Annotated in this window: 14 protein-coding genes, 1 tRNA gene and 2 pseudogenes; 11 read left to right on the forward strand and 6 right to left on the reverse strand. The window is 62.6% G+C overall.

The annotated features are described in order from the left end of the window. The first annotated feature begins 301 nt into the window (after positions 1-301). The 8 genes from NYQ88_RS07480 (at position 302) to arsH (ending at position 6,280) form a co-directional block, all read left to right on the forward strand. Entirely contained in the window at positions 302-1,201 is a 900-nt protein-coding gene (locus NYQ88_RS07480) for a site-specific integrase (RefSeq protein ID WP_345774633.1), read from the forward strand. Positions 1,202-1,205: 4 nt separating this feature from the next. Continuing rightward, on the forward strand, positions 1,206-2,408 hold the full coding sequence (locus tag NYQ88_RS07485; protein WP_275654323.1) for an IS91 family transposase: 1,203 nt from the start codon (positions 1,206-1,208) through the stop codon (positions 2,406-2,408). Positions 2,409-2,808: 400 nt separating this feature from the next. Next, complete coding sequence (locus NYQ88_RS07490; RefSeq protein ID WP_275654324.1) at positions 2,809-3,171, forward strand: metalloregulator ArsR/SmtB family transcription factor; 363 nt, start codon at positions 2,809-2,811, stop codon at positions 3,169-3,171. Next, positions 3,161-3,691 (forward strand): arsenate reductase ArsC, encoded by a 531-nt coding sequence (locus NYQ88_RS07495; protein WP_126148534.1) that lies wholly within the window; start codon positions 3,161-3,163, stop codon positions 3,689-3,691. The genes NYQ88_RS07490 and NYQ88_RS07495 overlap by 11 nt, the downstream gene beginning before the upstream one ends. Then, positions 3,691-4,095 (forward strand): OsmC family protein, encoded by a 405-nt coding sequence (locus NYQ88_RS07500; protein ID WP_126148535.1) that lies wholly within the window; start codon positions 3,691-3,693, stop codon positions 4,093-4,095. The genes NYQ88_RS07495 and NYQ88_RS07500 overlap by 1 nt, the downstream gene beginning before the upstream one ends. A gap of 4 nt (positions 4,096-4,099) precedes the next feature. Further along, positions 4,100-5,161: an ACR3 family arsenite efflux transporter gene (gene arsB / locus NYQ88_RS07505; RefSeq protein WP_182395236.1), complete on the forward strand. Its 1,062-nt coding sequence runs from the start codon at positions 4,100-4,102 to the stop codon at positions 5,159-5,161. Continuing rightward, entirely contained in the window at positions 5,158-5,580 is a 423-nt protein-coding gene (arsC, locus tag NYQ88_RS07510; RefSeq protein ID WP_126148537.1) for an arsenate reductase (glutaredoxin), read from the forward strand. Before arsB ends, arsC begins: the two co-directional genes overlap by 4 nt. Continuing rightward, on the forward strand, positions 5,555-6,280 hold the full coding sequence (gene arsH, locus NYQ88_RS07515; protein WP_275654325.1) for an arsenical resistance protein ArsH: 726 nt from the start codon (positions 5,555-5,557) through the stop codon (positions 6,278-6,280). Before arsC ends, arsH begins: the two co-directional genes overlap by 26 nt. Before the next feature lie 73 nt (positions 6,281-6,353). Here arsH and NYQ88_RS07520 read toward each other — a convergent pair whose 3' ends face one another. After that, positions 6,354-6,563, reverse strand: a complete 210-nt coding sequence (locus tag NYQ88_RS07520) for a hypothetical protein (RefSeq protein ID WP_275654326.1) — start codon at positions 6,561-6,563, stop codon at positions 6,354-6,356. A 387-nt stretch (positions 6,564-6,950) separates the two neighbouring features. On the opposite strand from NYQ88_RS07520, the pseudogene NYQ88_RS07525 reads away from it, so the two are divergent. Continuing rightward, positions 6,951-8,506, forward strand: a pseudogene (locus NYQ88_RS07525) (ISL3 family transposase). Positions 8,507-8,673: 167 nt separating this feature from the next. On the opposite strand, the gene NYQ88_RS07530 reads toward NYQ88_RS07525, so the two are convergent. From NYQ88_RS07530 to NYQ88_RS07540, 3 genes are all read right to left on the reverse strand, one after another. Further along, a tRNA-Ile gene (locus NYQ88_RS07530) sits at positions 8,674-8,749 on the reverse strand. Positions 8,750-8,847: 98 nt separating this feature from the next. Next, the gene (locus tag NYQ88_RS07535) at positions 8,848-9,051 is read right to left on the reverse strand and encodes a hypothetical protein (protein WP_275654327.1); all 204 of its coding nucleotides are present in this window, start codon (positions 9,049-9,051) and stop codon (positions 8,848-8,850) included. Positions 9,052-9,093: 42 nt separating this feature from the next. Continuing rightward, positions 9,094-9,705: a LysE family translocator gene (locus NYQ88_RS07540; protein ID WP_275654328.1), complete on the reverse strand. Its 612-nt coding sequence runs from the start codon at positions 9,703-9,705 to the stop codon at positions 9,094-9,096. 191 nt (positions 9,706-9,896) lie between these two features. On the opposite strand from NYQ88_RS07540, the gene NYQ88_RS07545 reads away from it, so the two are divergent. Further along, positions 9,897-11,483 carry an ABC-F family ATP-binding cassette domain-containing protein gene (locus NYQ88_RS07545; protein ID WP_275654329.1) on the forward strand — a complete coding sequence of 529 codons (1,587 nt, stop codon included), beginning with the start codon at positions 9,897-9,899 and terminating at the stop codon, positions 11,481-11,483. Between the two features lie 143 nt (positions 11,484-11,626). Next, positions 11,627-12,396, forward strand: a pseudogene (locus NYQ88_RS07550) (IS5 family transposase). Here NYQ88_RS07550 and NYQ88_RS07555 read toward each other — a convergent pair. Further along, positions 12,393-13,460: a DUF4037 domain-containing protein gene (locus NYQ88_RS07555; RefSeq protein WP_275654330.1), complete on the reverse strand. Its 1,068-nt coding sequence runs from the start codon at positions 13,458-13,460 to the stop codon at positions 12,393-12,395. The pseudogene NYQ88_RS07550 and the gene NYQ88_RS07555 overlap by 4 nt on opposite strands. 140 nt (positions 13,461-13,600) lie before the next feature. Next, the gene (locus NYQ88_RS07560; RefSeq protein ID WP_275654331.1) at positions 13,601-14,542 is read right to left on the reverse strand and encodes a nucleoside hydrolase; all 942 of its coding nucleotides are present in this window, start codon (positions 14,540-14,542) and stop codon (positions 13,601-13,603) included. Between the last annotated feature and the right edge of the window lie 172 nt (positions 14,543-14,714).

The raw sequence follows: 14,714 nt of genomic DNA on the forward strand, positions 1-14,714 counted from the left end.
AACCTCGCTGCTGCTTGCGGACGTTTTGGAACCTACTAAGGAAGCGCAGATTTTCCACCCACCCCTCTGCAGCTTTCCCTGACCATCAGGCGGAGCGTCCGCTCTTGGGACCTCGGCTCCGGCGCATGAACGGCTGAAATGGTGAAGGGTTTGGGATCGGCAGGTCTCGACCCCTTGCACTAACCCGCTTCGCGGGAGGGGTGCGCGCGGGTGGTTCAGCGTCATCGTTTTAGGTCTTTGAGCGGCTGAGGTCGCAGTCGGACCATGGAGTTTCTTTCAACGAGAGGAACTTCCTATGGTTATGTCATCGACCGATGCTCCCACTACGCCGCTCCGGCAACGCATGCAGCAGGACATGCTGATGCGCGGCCTGGGCGTCCACACCCGGCACGATTATGTGCGTCACGTCCGGCGCTTTGCCGCCTTTCTGGGGAAGAGCCCTGACGCGGCCACGCCCGATGATATCCGCCGTTACCAGCTCCACCAGCATGAGAACGGCGTCAGCCCCTCGACGATCAATGGCGCGGTCTCGGCGCTGCGCTTCCTGTTCGATGTGACGCTGAAGCGGCGGGAGCTGTCGCGGGCCCTGGTGATCACCCGGTATCAGCGCCAGCTGCCTGATGTGCTCAGCATCCAGGAAGCGGCCCGGCTGCTCGAGGCGGCGCCAGGCATCAAGTATAAAGCCGCACTCGGGGTCGCCTATGGCGCCGGGCTGCGCGTCTCCGAAGTGGCCCATCTCAAGGTCGACGACATCGACAGCGCCCGCATGCTGATCCGGATCGAACAGGGCAAAGGGCGCAAGGATCGCAACGCCATGCTCTCGCCCCAGCTGCTGGAGCTGCTGCGCCTGTGGTGGCGCGAGGGTAAGCAACGGGGCGTGATGCTGCCCCATGGCTGGTTGTTTCCGGGTCGCTCCCCAACCGATCCGATCTCGTCGCGGCAATTGCATCGCGCGGTGCAGGAGGCGGCCGAGGTCGCCGGCATCCGCAAGCGGGTCAGCCCGCATACCTTGCGGCACAGCTTTGCCACCCATCTGCTTGAGCAGGATGTCGATATCCGGGTCATCCAGGTGCTGCTCGGGCATTCCAAGCTCGAGACGACCGCACTTTACACCAAGGTCTCGACCCGCACGATCCAGGCGGTCGCCAGTCCTTTGGACCGTCTGATGGCCCTGATGGAGGACAAGCCTCCACCCGCCTGAGCCAGTGCGCGCCACCATTGAGGTCGCCGATATCTTCCGTGCCGCCGGCCCTGCCTATCGCGCGGCCCATGCCGGGCATCTGAGCCTTACTCAACTCAAGGTCATGTCGGCGATCGAGACCTGCCGCACCGCGGCTCTGGGCGGTCACGTCGAAGCCTGTTCCGACTGCGGACATCGGCGGATCGCCTACAACTCCTGTCGCAACCGGCATTGTCCCCGGTGCCAGGGCGCAGCGGCACGCGCCTGGCTCCAAGCCCAGCAGGCCAATCTCCTGCCGGTGGGCTACTTCCACCTCGTCTTCACGCTCCCAACCGAGATCGCCGACATTGCCTTCCACAACAAGGCTCTGGTCTACGACCTGCTGTTCAAGGCAGCGTCCGAGACGATGCTCACCATCGCGGCAGATCCAAAACACCTGGGCGCCCGCATCGGCATCACCGCCGTGCTCCACACCTGGGGCTCGGCCATGACCCACCATCCCCATATCCACATGATCGTGCCCGGTGGTGGGATCGCACCGGATGGTCGGTGGATCTCATCGCGACCAGCCTTTCTGCTGCCGGTCAGGGTTCTGGGTGCGCTGTTCCGAAGATTGTTCCTCACCCGGCTGCTCGAACTCCATGGTGCCGGAAAGCTCGACTTCTTCGGACAGATGGCAGGGCTCCGAGACCGTCGGGCCTTCATCCGTCACCTCGCACCGGTCCGAAGAAAACGCTGGGTGGTCTATGCCAAAGCGCCCTTTGCCGGGCCTGAGGCGGTGCTCGCCTATCTCTCGCGCTACACCCACCGGGTCGCCATCTCGAACAGCCGCCTCATCGCCTTCGACGGCAATGAGGTCACCTTCCGCTACAAGAACTATCGCTGCTCCGGCGCCGAAAGGCAGCGGGTCATGACCCTTGCCGCCGACGAGTTCATCCGCCGCTTCCTGATCCACGTCCTGCCGCGCGGCTTCCACCGCATCCGGCACTACGGCCTGCTCGCCGGCTCCGCCCGCAAAGACTGCCTCGCTCAGGTCCGCGACATGCTGGGGGTGGCGCCGGCGTCGGACGAACCGCCGGCCCCCGAGACCGCCCCAGACCCGCGCCCGCCTTGCCCCTGCTGCGGCGGCACCATGGTGATCATCGAGACCTTCGCTGCATGGTGCCAGCCGCGGGCCCCGCCGACCGCGAGACAACCAGTCCGGGAGACCCTTCATGACCCGGCATGATCCGCTCGATCAATCGGTCCCGCCACGTCGCGGGCCGACAGGATGGTTCGTGCCAGGCGCTCCAGCGACCATCGTCCTGCACGCCAATCTCATCAACTCCGTCGTCGCTGAGCCTCAAATGCTGCCCGGACGACGTCCACCTGGCAAACTCGCCACGCCATATGCCGCAGTTTGCGGCCGGCACTTGACCGGGCCAAATCCGAAAACCCCATAGCGCAGCGTGTGCGGACCGCGGGTTCCTGCATGGGGTGGCTTTGCGACGCCAAACGGCATCCCAAACCCTTCACCATTTCTGCCATTTGGGCTGTCGCATCTAAGTACTGAAAGCTGCCAAGGCACTCCACGAAACGTGGAATGTCCACATCTTGACACTGGCCCATAAATCCATAATCCTCGATATATGGAATCAAATTACGCTATCGAAATCTTCGCTGCGCTTTCGCAACCGACACGCCTCGAAACGTTCCGTCTCCTTATTGAGCACGAGCCGGCGGGGCTTCCGGCCGGCGAGATCGCGCGCCGCCTGGAGGTACCGCAGAACACGATGTCCTCGCACCTGGCGATCCTTGCGCGCGCCGGGCTGGTCGAGTCGGAGCGTCACAGCCGCTCCATCATCTATCGCGCCGTCCTCGACCGCGTCCGCGAACTCACCAGCTTCCTGGTCCAGGACTGCTGCGGTGGTCGTCCGGAACTGTGTGAGCCGCTCGTCGCCGAATTCACCCTATGCTGCACCACCCCTTCGGAGGGAAAGAATGCCTGCTGATCGCGTCTACAACCTCCTGTTCCTCTGCACCGGAAACTCGGCTCGATCGATCCTAGGGGAAGCCCTGATCAACCATGTGGGTGGTGATCGCTTCCGCGGGTTTTCGGCCGGCTCGACGCCCAAGGGTGCGGTGCATCCCCTGACCCTGCAGACGCTGCGCAAGGCGGGAATCTCCACCGACGGCCTGCGCTCGAAGGCATGGGACGAGTTCGCGACGCCTGACGCGCCGAAGATGGACTTCGTCTTTACCGTCTGTGACAACGCCGCCGGCGAAGCCTGCCCGGTCTGGCCGGGACATCCGGTGACGGCGCACTGGGGCATCGAGGACCCCGCCGCAGTCGAGGGCCCCGACTTCAAGAAGGAGGCTGCGTTCGACGACGCCTTGCGCTACCTGCGCAACCGCATCGCGGCCTTCATGAACCTGCCGCTGGCGACCATCGATCGGATGTCGCTCACCTCCAGGCTGCAAGGCATTGGCGCCATGGATGGCTCCACCGGATCGGACAAAGGGGCGGCCTGATGCTTGAATACAAGGTTCACGCAAGGCGGGTCGACGCCAATGGCAGCCTCGCCACCTGCAAGGAGGCGGAATTGGTTATCGACACCGCCCTTGCGGGACGCCCGGACGCCTTCAATCCGGCCGAGTTGTTTCTCGCCTCGATAGCCGCCTGCATGCTCAAGGGCATCGAGCGGGTCAGCCCGATGCTGAAGTTCGAGCTTCGCGGGGTGGAGGTGAGCCTTGAGGCCAAGCGCCAGGATGCTCCGCCGCGCATCATCTCGGTCGATTACGTCCTGACGGTCGACAGTGACGAGTCCGACCAGAGGCTGGAACTGCTGCACACGAACGTACGCAAATACGGCACCATCTTCAACACCGTCGCCGAGTCTGCCGGTCTCAACGGCAAGCTGATCCGAAAGACCTGACCCCGTGTCCATCTTCGAACGCTACCTGACCCTTTGGGTCGCCATCTGCATCATTGTCGGGGTCGCCGCCGGCCATTTCCTGCCTTCGTTCTTCGAGGGCTTGGCCGCTCTCGAATATGCGCGGGTCAACCTGCCGATGGCGGTCCTGATCTGGCTGATGATCATCCCCATGCTGGTGCGCATCGACTTCATGTCGCTGCGCCAGGTCGGCGCCTACTGGCGCGGTATCGGCGTCACCCTGTTCATCAACTGGGCCATCAAACCGTTCTCCATGGCATTGTTGGGCTGGCTTTTCATCGGCTGGCTGTTCCGCCCGCTGCTGCCGGAAACGCAGATCGACAGCTACATAGCCGGCCTTATCATCCTTGCCGCTGCACCCTGTACCGCCATGGTATTCGTGTGGTCCAACCTGACCCGGGGCGAGCCGCACTTCACCCTGTCGCAGGTGGCGCTGAACGACGCCATCATGGTGATAGCCTTCGCCCCCATCGTCGGCCTGCTGCTCGGTCTCTCCGCTATCACCGTCCCCTGGGACACGCTGCTGCTCTCGGTCGGGCTTTATATCGTCGTGCCGGTGATCGCCGCACAGCTCTACCGCCGCTGGCTGCTGGCCAACGGCGGGATCGACAAGATGAACCGGGCGCTTGCAGTCCTGCAGCCGATCTCCATTGCCTCATTGCTGCTGACCCTCGTCATGCTCTTCGGCTTCCAGGGCGAACAGATCATCGCCCAGCCCACGGTCATCCTGCTGCTGGCGGTGCCGATCCTGATCCAGGTCTACTTCAACTCCGGCCTCGCCTACCTGCTGAACCGGGTGTCGGGGGAGCAGCACTGCGTTGCGGGACCGTCCGCCCTGATCGGTGCCTCGAACTTCTTCGAGCTGGCAGTTGCCGCCGCCATCAGCCTGTTCGGCTTCAATTCCGGCGCAGCGCTTGCCACCGTTGTCGGCGTGCTGGTGGAAGTGCCGGTGATGCTCTCGGTGGTCTGGATCGTGAACCGCACCAAGGGCTGGTACGAACGCGGTGCAGCCGTCAGCCGCAACACCGAAGCGAGGGCCGCCGAATGAGCGTCACCATCTATCACAACCCCGACTGCGGCACGTCTCGCAACACCTTGGCGATGATCCGCCAGAGCGGCGTCGAGCCCGCGGTGATCGAATACCTCAAGACCCCGCCCGACCGGGCCACCGTCACCCGGCTGATCCGCGATGCCGGGCTCACTGTGCGCGAGGCGCTTCGAAAGAAGGATACACCCTTCGATGAACTCGGATTGGCTGACCCCACCAGGACCGACGATGATTTGCTCGACGCGATCGCGGAACACCCAATCCTGCTCAACCGTCCCTTTGTGGTGACCCCGAGAGGCACGCGCCTATGCCGCCCCTCCGAGGTCGTGCTCGACATCCTCGAAAACCCTGAGATCGGCCCGTTCACCAAAGAGGACGGCGAGGTCATCATCAATGCAGAAGGGAGCCGGCTTGTCTGATCTACCCAACGTCGTACCGGCCGCTCTCGAAGTTCCAGATTTCTCTCGTCTCAATGCTCCGAACCTGCAGCACAAGCCACGCATCCTGATGCTCTACGGCTCGCTGCGGGAGCGCTCCTATTCCCGGTTCCTGACCCTTGAAGGGCAGCGGCTGCTCGAAGCGTTCGGCGCCGAGGTCCGGGTCTTTCACGCTAACGGCTTGCCGCTGCCGAACGACGCACCGGACACTCACCCCAACGTGCAGGAACTGCGTGAGGCCATGCTGTGGTCGGAGGGGCAGGTCTGGACGTCGCCCGAGCGACACGGTGCCATGAGCGCAGTGATGAAGGCGCAGATCGACTGGATACCGCTACCGGGAGGCGCCATCCGCCCCACGCAAGGTAGAACCTTGGCAGTCATGCAGGTGTCGGGCGGGTCCCAGTCCTTCAACGCCGTGAACCAGATGCGTATCCTGGGCCGGTGGATGCGGATGGTCACCATCCCGAACCAGTCGTCGGTGGCCAAGGCCTTCCAGGAGTTCGACGACGACGGACGCATGAGACCGTCGTCGTATTACGACAGGGTTGTCGACGTCATGGAAGAGCTGGTGAAGGTCACGCTGATCAATCGCGGCGTTTCCGGCTACCTGACCTCCCGCTACAGCGAGCGTAAAGAAACGGCAGCTAAACTTGAGGAGCGGGTCGGCATTAAGTCGATCTAAAACGCAGGTTGGCTCCAGAATTCGTCGATACGAGACGTCAGTTTTCGTAATGCGGACATTCCAAAGCAGCCTGTCAGCCGTAGAAGACGCCCAACCCGTCAACAGGAAGCAGGCCGTCGATAAGGTATTCGACCTCGGGCGCCTCCGGCTCCTGACCGGGCAGGATGAACTGGAACTTCTTCGCCTGTGGCGGTGGAGGTGATGCCGAAGGAGCAAACGGCTGGATGAGGAGTTTATCCGTCTGTTCAGCGGCCATGGCGCGGATAAGGTCCAAATCAAGCATCGAAATCCTCCGTCACTGCAGAAGTGAGGGACAGCAGGAGGTCTGCAAAATCCCAGCCGGGTGTTTTAGGCACACGGACGTCAACGGCCGCGTCGCTCCCAACCCAATTTTCTGAGCAGCTCCGAGCAGCCCTCTGACCGGCCCCTTCGCCCCCATCTTTTTCGGCATCATTGTCAGCACAAATTGTAAGTTTCGTGACCCCAGCAATTGGCCGGAGGGCGGACATCCCGGCCGTGTTCACAAGGGCCCAAGCGCCCGTTGCGGGAAACAGGTGTTGATTGCCACTGAGAAGTGACCCTTTGGGATATTTCCATCGAGATTTGGCTCTGACTCACATTTGCTGCTGTTGCGGCCAAGGTTCGTGCTGGTTCGTAGGAGGATCAGCAGATGCAGCATGGTTTTCAGCGCGCGAGCCTCGCGCCGAGTGGTTTTGCAGTAGATGCGGTGCAGGTGGTGGCGGACAGGGTGCAAATCCTGCTGCGATCTCGCCGACCGTGGGGAATCTGTCCTAGCTGCGGGAGCCGTAGCCGGCGTGTGCAAAGCCGCTATAGGCGCAGGCCAGCAGATTTGCCGCTCGGTGGACGACGGGTTGAGCTTTCGATCCTCACGCGTCGTTTCTGGTGTGATGGTGTTCTTTGCGGCCGTCGCATCTTTTGCGAGCGGTTTGATGACAGCGTCTTGGCCCGGTATAGCCGGCGCACGCAGCGGCTCGAGACCATCGTGCACCATCTCGGTCTGGCTTTAGGCGGCAGGCCCGCGGCCAGTTTCGCGGATCGTCTCATGATACCGGTCAGCAAAGACACACTGCTACGCGTCGTTCGCCGGCGGGTCACGGCCCATGATGACACGCTGACGGTGATTGGAATCGACGACTTCGCTTTCCGGCGCGGGCAAACCTATGGGACGATTGTGTGCGACCTTGAACGTCGCAGGCCGGTCGTCTTGCTGCCAGATCGCGCGTTGAATACCTCCCGCGCCTGGTTGGCGGAGCATCCAACCATATCAGTCGTCGCCCGAGATCGCGGGGGTGGCTACGGCGAGGCGATTGCCAGGGGCTTGCCGAATGCCGAACAGGTCGCTGACCGCTGGCACTTAATGGAAAACTCAAGCCGTGCCTTCCTCGACGCCGTCGGTAAATCCATGCGTCAGATCAGACAGGCGGTAGGCAGCAATATCGTCGACCCCAAGCTGCTGACCTATGCCGAGCGGCTGCAATATGAAGGTTATCTGCGCCGGCAGGAGACTAATGAGGCGATCAAAGAGCTGTCGAAGAAGGGAACCTCGATCCGACAGATTGTCCGCCAGACAGGCCATAGCCGGAAGGTCGTGCGCGACGTCCTGCGTGGCCAAAGGTTCGACGTGTTCCGCACAAGGCCAAGTTCGCTGGATAGCTGGCTCCCGTGGCTAAATACCCGTTGGGACGAAGGTGCCCGCAATGCTTCGGCGCTTTGGCGCGAAATGCTGGTGCAGGGCTTTCCAGGGCAACGCGGTGTCGTCTCACAATGGGCGCAACGCCGGCGTCTTGCTGAAAAGGCAAATCAAAGCGGGTTGGCACGAACACCGTCGGCGCGCGTCATCGCTAGGCTGTTGACCACAGCGCGGGACGATCTCGCAAAGTCTGAAGCGATCTTGGTCGCTGCGATCGAAGTGAATGTGCCCGAGCTGGTGGTGGCCCGCACCACTATCGGCGAGTTCCAGTCCATGTCCGATCCAAAACAGCAACCAAGCTGGAAGACTGGTTGCAGGCGGCAAAACTCAGCCTGGTGACCTCATTTGCCAATGGTGTCGAAAGGGACTTGGCGGCTGTTAGAAACGCCATCATCTCCCCATGGTCCAACGGGCAGACCGAAGGACAGATCACGCGCCTGAAGCTCGTGAAACGGCAAATGTATGGGCGCGCAAAGCTAGATTTGCTGCAGGCGAGATTGATCGGGGCCCGATAGCCAAAGCCTCAGCAAAAGTGCGCCAGAGCCACTTCTCGGCGGAAATCAACAGCCCATCACTGTCGCTACTGGTCCAAGCGGACATGAAGCAGACCCCGAAGCGGACCCCAGACAAGAAAAAGCCCGGAAGGATCGGACATAAAATCCAAGCTTTCCGGGCGCTAAAATGGTGGGCCCACCAGGACTCGAACCTGGAACCAGACCGTTATGAGCGGTCGGCTCTAACCATTGAGCTATAGGCCCCCGGTAGCCTCTTAGCAGGGGCAGGGGCGGTGTCAAAGGGGTTGGTGGAAAAACTGCCAGCTTTTCCGGGGGCATGAGGGACTTTGCCGGGTGGGCGCCTAGACAGTCTTCGACATACGTTGATAGGCGACCTTGGCGATGACATTGCCTTTGCCGATGGCCTCATTGGTCTTGATCGCCATCATCGAATTGGCCGTTGCCGAGAGCTGCTGTACGCGGGCAAAGCCTTCCTTGCGGCGGGTCCGATGGTATTCCATCTGCTGCCAGCGGGACATCTGCGATATCTTGCCAATGCTTGCCATGAGCAAATTCTGGCAAGCAAAGGTTGCGGCTTATTTAATGTGTCAGTGCTGGAAAACGACGAGGCCCGCGGCGCCGGCCATCATGGCGCCGGCGGTCTTGTTGAGACGGCCGAGGGCCTTTTCGCTGCGGAACATTTCGCGGGCCGCCGAGGCGAGCCAGGCGTAGGCGCAGCCGACAATCAGCAGGCAGATCACGACGATTGCCGTCAGCTCGGCGAAGGCGAGCGGGTTCATTTCCCCCAGTGGCACCACTGTGGGCAGAATAGCGAGGTAGAACACAATGGTCTTCGGGTTGCCCATGGTGAGCGAGAAGCCGGCGAGGAAGGTCTTCAATGCGTCTTCGCTCTTCGGCTTCATCTGCTCGGAGCCCGGCTTGGCGCTCCAGAATTTCCACGCGATGTAGAGGAGATAGGCGGCGCCGGCCCAGCGCACGATGACGAAGACCGGCGAGAAATAGGTGGCGATGGCGGCAAGGCCGAACACGGCAAAAAGGAAATAGACGAGGTCGCCGGCGAGGATGCCGAACACCATGGGCATGGCGCTCTTGAAGCCGCCGCCGAGCGCTCGGGCCACAATTGCTGCCACGCCGGGGCCGGGCACCACCAAGGCAATGAGATAGGCAATGGTGAAGGCGGTGAGCGTGAAGATGTCCATGGAAGCGGATCCGGCGGCGTCGTGGGCGGGCGATATCCCTACTCCGGTACGCCTCAATTTGCCAGAGGGCCGGTTGACGCGTGGCCCGGGTGCGCTAATTATGAGGGACCGCAACTCGACCGGATGGTGCCCAATGGACCGTATCTCCACCGCAATGCCGACCTGCCTTGCCACTGGAGATTTTTCGATCCATGCCCTTTTCCGTCACGATTTCGCAGCTGTCCTATACCGGGCCTGACGGCCAGACACTCTTTTCCAATCTCGACCTGACATTCGGCCCAGGGCGCACAGGCCTCGTGGGGCGAAATGGCGTGGGCAAGACCACGCTGTTGCGCCTTATCGCCGGTGAATTGACGCCGAGCAGCGGGTCAATCGCCATGTCCGGGCGGCTTGGCATATTGCGCCAGCAGGTGCAGCCAGCCGAGGGCGAAACCATAGCGGACCTTTTCGGCGCGCGGGCGGGGTTGGCGTTGCTGGAAAAAGCGATGGTCGGCTCGGCCAGTGTCGATGATCTGGCCGAAGCGGACTGGACGCTCGAGGCGCGGCTATCGGCAGCGCTCGAGACGCTTGGCCTGCCCGTTGGACCGGAAACGCTACTCTCGACGCTGTCAGGCGGCCAACGAACGCGGGCCGCACTGGCGGCACTGGTGTTTGCCGAGCCGGACTTGATCCTCCTCGATGAGCCGACGAATAATCTCGATGCGGATGGGCGTCTGGCGGTGGCGGACATGCTGGCCGGGTGGCGGGGGGCAGCGATCGTCGTCAGCCATGATCGCAATCTGCTCGAGCAGGTGGATGCGATTGTCGAGCTGACCAGCCTTGGCGCCAGGACCTATGGTGACGGCTGGAGCCAATATCGGGAACGACGAGCGCTGGAACTGCAGGCGGCCGAGCATGACCGGGACTTTGCCGAGCGGCAGGTGCGGGAGGTTGCGCGAAAGGCCCAGGACGCTCGGGAGAAGCAGGCGCAGCGCGATGCTGGCGGGCGGCGCAAGGCGGCCAAGGGGGATGCGCCGAAAATCCTGCTCGGTGGCCTAAAGCGACGCGCCGAGGAAACGGCAGGGGGATTGGATACGCTGGCGGAAAAACAGGCCGAGAGTGCGCAGGAGCAGGCGCGGGCGGCGCGGGAGCGAATCGAGATTCTCACCCCGTTCGCAGTGAAACTGGCGCCGACGCATCTGCCGCGCAGCAAGATAGTGCTGCGGGCGGTGGGGCTGAGCGGTGGGTATCAGTCCGGGCGAGCGGTGATCCGCGATATGTCGTTTGAGATCGTCGGGGCCGAGCGGGTGGCGATCACCGGCGACAACGGGAGTGGGAAGACGACGCTGCTCAAGCTGCTCACTGGCGGTCTCGCACCGACTGCTGGGAGCGTGCACATCGGCGGGCCCTTTGCCCTGCTCGACCAGCAGGTGGGCCTTCTCAGGCGGGAGGACAGCATCGTCGACAATTTCCGGCGGCTTAACCCCGAGAGCACGGAGAATGACTGTCGGGCGCTGTTGGCGGCATTCAGCTTTCGGGCGGATGCGGCGCTGCAAATAGTGGGGACGTTGAGCGGCGGGGAAATGCTGCGGGCGGGGCTCGCCTGCGCGGTTGGCGGGAAGACACCGCCGATCCTGCTGGTGCTCGACGAGCCCACCAACCATCTCGACATCGAAGCGATTGAGAAAATCGAGGCGGGATTACGCGCCTATGACGGGGCGTTGCTGGTGGTGAGCCATGACCGGGCGTTTCTCGATAATATCGGAATCACGCGGGAGGTTCGGCTGATTAAAAACTAGGTTTGCGCATGCCGTGTGATCGAGATCACGCGGGAGGTTCGGTTGGGTGGAGACTAGGCGGTGTGGACGAAGTGGATTCCCAAATCAGCTAATCGCTGATTCAACGCTGTTCTTTGCGGAGAGCAGCGTTGGTTCGGGGTTTGATGTCAGATGCAGAGTGGGCCTTCTTCGAACCGTTCGTGGTGGAGAAGGGTCCGAGACGAGGTCGGCGGCCGCGTGATCATCGGCTGGTGCTGGATGGGGTGTTCTGGATAGCCCGCACGGGAACCGCCTGGCGGGATCTGCACAGCCATTTTGGCCCATGGAACTCAGTCTATCGCCAGTTCCGGCGTTGGACGCAGGCGGGGATCTGGGATGTGATGCTGGAGGCCTTGAACGAGACGGGAGCGGGTAACGATAGCGTTCAGATGATCGACTCTACCATCATCCGCGCCCATCAGCACGCCGCCGGCGCGCTAAAAAAGGGGATGCGGACCAAAGTCTTGGCCGCTCTCGTGGTGGTTTCTCGACCAAGATCCACCTCCGCAGCAACGCTCTCGGCCTCCCTGTCGCGGTCACGCTGAGCGGCGGACAGGTCTCCGACGTGAAAGGCTACGTGCCGATCATGGACCAGCCCGGTCCGAGACCCTGCGTGCTGCTCGCCGACAAGGGATACGACGCCGACTTCATCCTGGCTGACCTGGAGGCCCGCGGCGTGGCCGCTGTCATCCCGGCCAAACGAAACCGCAAGGTTCAGTCCGTTATCGACGGCCATATCTATGCCTTGAGAAACCTCGTCGAGCGATGCTTCTCAAAGCTCAAGCACAGCCGCCGCTTAGCCACGCGATACGACAAAACCGCCGATAGCTTCCTCGGCTTCGTTCTCGTCGCGTCGATCCGGTTGTGGGTCAGACACTTTGTCCACACAACCTAGCACAGTACCTGCCGCATGATTTTGTGGGACAGGTCGGCGTCTTCGGCGACCGGGGTTGAATCGATCACTTGGTCGAAGGAGCCGAGAATGGGTAGGCTCTTCACTATCGGGTCGGTGATCGCGCCCATGAGGGCGGCGATGGCGTCATCGACATTGAGTGTGGCGAAGGGACGCTCGTGATAGGGGCCGATGACAGGCTCGAAGGATGCGATCCCGAGCCGGTTTTGCGTGTGGGCGAGTTCGAGATAGGCAGCGGCAAGGGCCTCGCCGCGGGGCTGCCATTCTGTGACGCTCAGCGCCGACTGCAGATGCGGCGTCAGGCGGGCAGCGATGGGGAGACGTTCAAAGGCGCTGCCGAGCCATTTGGCATAGGGCGCGTATCGGCGCTCGAGCAGGAAGCCCATACGCATGATATCGCGCGCCAGCCGGGCGGCGATTATGCGTGAGCCCAAATCGTCGCCGACCTGTCCGGCGCGGCCAACAAAGGCCTGTTCCTCAGCGATGCGTCGCCACTGGCAGGCGAGTTTGTAGAGCCAGATATCGTGCGGGAAATAGGCCAATCGCTCTCGCGCCCGGGTGAGCCTGCCGTCGTCGTCGTGGAAGACGGCGCCAGCGGTGAAGGCGAGGAGTTTCTGCTCGGCGAACCCGAGCCACTGAAGTGGTGTGAGTGTATCGACCGAGGGGGTGGCGAAATGGGCGTCGAGGCGGGCTTCGAGCGTGTGGATCTCGAGGCCATGGTCGATGGCGCCCAGAGAGCCGGGGCCGCTTGCTGCGGGATGAGGACGGCTGCGCCAACCGATGGGTTCGCCGAGATAGGTTTTCGGGGCCATGGTGGTGAAGGCGTCAACCAGCCTCCGGGCGTGAGTGGCGAAGTCATCGGCAGTGACGATGAGGTGGACGCGCGGGCCCCAATTGTGGTCGCGGGAGGTTTCGTCGTCGAAGCCGAGGAGTTCCGAGCCGTAGCCGATTAGGGCAGCCGCGTGGGACAGGTCTGCGGCAGTGGTGGTGAGCCAGGGTCGCACAATGTCGGCGTAGAAGCGGCGCGATAATTCTATGCCCTGCATCAACTTGCCCCGCTCCCTAAGGTTGGGGACAGAGTTTCTGGATACCGGGCCTGGGTCAAGCGTGGAGGCTCCCCCTCCTAGCCTCCCCCTTGAGTAAGGGGGAGGGACAGATCGGTCATCGCGACGGAGTGAATGTCCGATCAGGGCAGGCGGGCGAGGCGTTCGGTGAGGAGTTTGAAGAAACCCTCGGCGTCGCCGCTGCGCAGGAAGGTGGCGTTATGCGGCTTGCCGGTCACGTGCCAGTAGTCGGCGACGGTCATGCCCATAGTGAGCTCGCTCGCCGTTTCGACGGCTACGTGGCAGGCGCGGCCTTCAAACAGGCTCGGCTGGAGCAGGTAGGCGATGACGGTCGGATCGTGGAGCGGCGCGCCGGCCCAGCCGTATTTCTTGAGGTCAAAGCCTTCCGAGAAGGTCAGCATGTCGTAGACCGCCTGGCCCGAGCGGTTGCCGAGGCCCTTGATGGCAGCGAGGCGCTCGGGCGTCGACTGGATCATATGGGTGACGTCGAGCGGCTGAATGACGAGCGGGATGCCGGAGCGCAGCACGATGTCGGCGGCTTCGGGATCGACATAAATGTTGAATTCGGCGGCCGGCGTGATGTTGCCCACCTCGAAATAGGCGCCACCCATCATCACCAGTTCCTGGACGCGCTCGGCGATACGCGGCTCCTTGACCAGCGCCATGGCGATGTTGGTCAGTGGCCCGAGGGTGCAGAGGGTGATCGTACCGGGCTCGGCCGCCATAAGCGTATCGATGATGTAGTCGACGCCGTGCTGGGCCTGCAGTGGAATGGTGGGATCGGGCAGCGCGGGGCCGTTGAGGCCAGTTTCGCCATGGACATGCTCGGCGGTGACGAGGTCGCGGCGCATCGGGCGCGCGCAGCCGGCATAGACCGGAATATCGAGGCGGCCGGAGAGTTCGACGATCTTGCGGGCATTATTGGCATTGTGGTGGAGGCCAACATTGCCGGCGACGGCAACAATGCTCAGCACGTCCAGCTCCTCTGGGGAGGCCAGGGCGAGAAGAATGGCGACGGCATCGTCCTGACCGGGATCGGTGTCGATAATAATCTTGCGGGGCATGAAGGGTCCTTGAGCGGCAGAAGTCTTTTTGTGGGACGAGCGATGCCTCTGGATGGCGCTGGCGCGTCGTGATGGGCGAAGATTCCCCAAATCCGCCCATTTGTCACCGTGTTCTGAACTCTCCCCGCCGTTCGTCGCGCGCGACCTACAAAAAGCGACGGGCAGACATGCG

The organism is Devosia sp. SD17-2 (genome assembly GCF_029201565.1).
In the GTDB taxonomy this organism is placed as follows: Bacteria; Pseudomonadota; Alphaproteobacteria; order Rhizobiales; family Devosiaceae; genus Devosia.

Coding starts and splice junctions, on each gene's coding strand:
- NYQ88_RS07480 (WP_345774633.1), top strand. CDS start 302: ATGTCATCGACCGATGCTCCCACTACGCCGCTCCGGCAACGCATGCAG.
- NYQ88_RS07490 (WP_275654324.1), top strand. CDS start 2,809: ATGGAATCAAATTACGCTATCGAAATCTTCGCTGCGCTTTCGCAACCG.
- NYQ88_RS07495 (WP_126148534.1), top strand. CDS start 3,161: ATGCCTGCTGATCGCGTCTACAACCTCCTGTTCCTCTGCACCGGAAAC.
- NYQ88_RS07500 (WP_126148535.1), top strand. CDS start 3,691: ATGCTTGAATACAAGGTTCACGCAAGGCGGGTCGACGCCAATGGCAGC.
- arsC (WP_126148537.1), top strand. CDS start 5,158: ATGAGCGTCACCATCTATCACAACCCCGACTGCGGCACGTCTCGCAAC.
- arsH (WP_275654325.1), top strand. CDS start 5,555: ATGCAGAAGGGAGCCGGCTTGTCTGATCTACCCAACGTCGTACCGGCC.
- NYQ88_RS07520 (WP_275654326.1), bottom strand. CDS start 6,563: ATGCTTGATTTGGACCTTATCCGCGCCATGGCCGCTGAACAGACGGAT.
- NYQ88_RS07535 (WP_275654327.1), bottom strand. CDS start 9,051: ATGGCAAGCATTGGCAAGATATCGCAGATGTCCCGCTGGCAGCAGATG.
- NYQ88_RS07540 (WP_275654328.1), bottom strand. CDS start 9,705: ATGGACATCTTCACGCTCACCGCCTTCACCATTGCCTATCTCATTGCC.
- NYQ88_RS07545 (WP_275654329.1), top strand. CDS start 9,897: ATGCCCTTTTCCGTCACGATTTCGCAGCTGTCCTATACCGGGCCTGAC.
- NYQ88_RS07555 (WP_275654330.1), bottom strand. CDS start 13,460: ATGCAGGGCATAGAATTATCGCGCCGCTTCTACGCCGACATTGTGCGA.
- NYQ88_RS07560 (WP_275654331.1), bottom strand. CDS start 14,542: ATGCCCCGCAAGATTATTATCGACACCGATCCCGGTCAGGACGATGCC.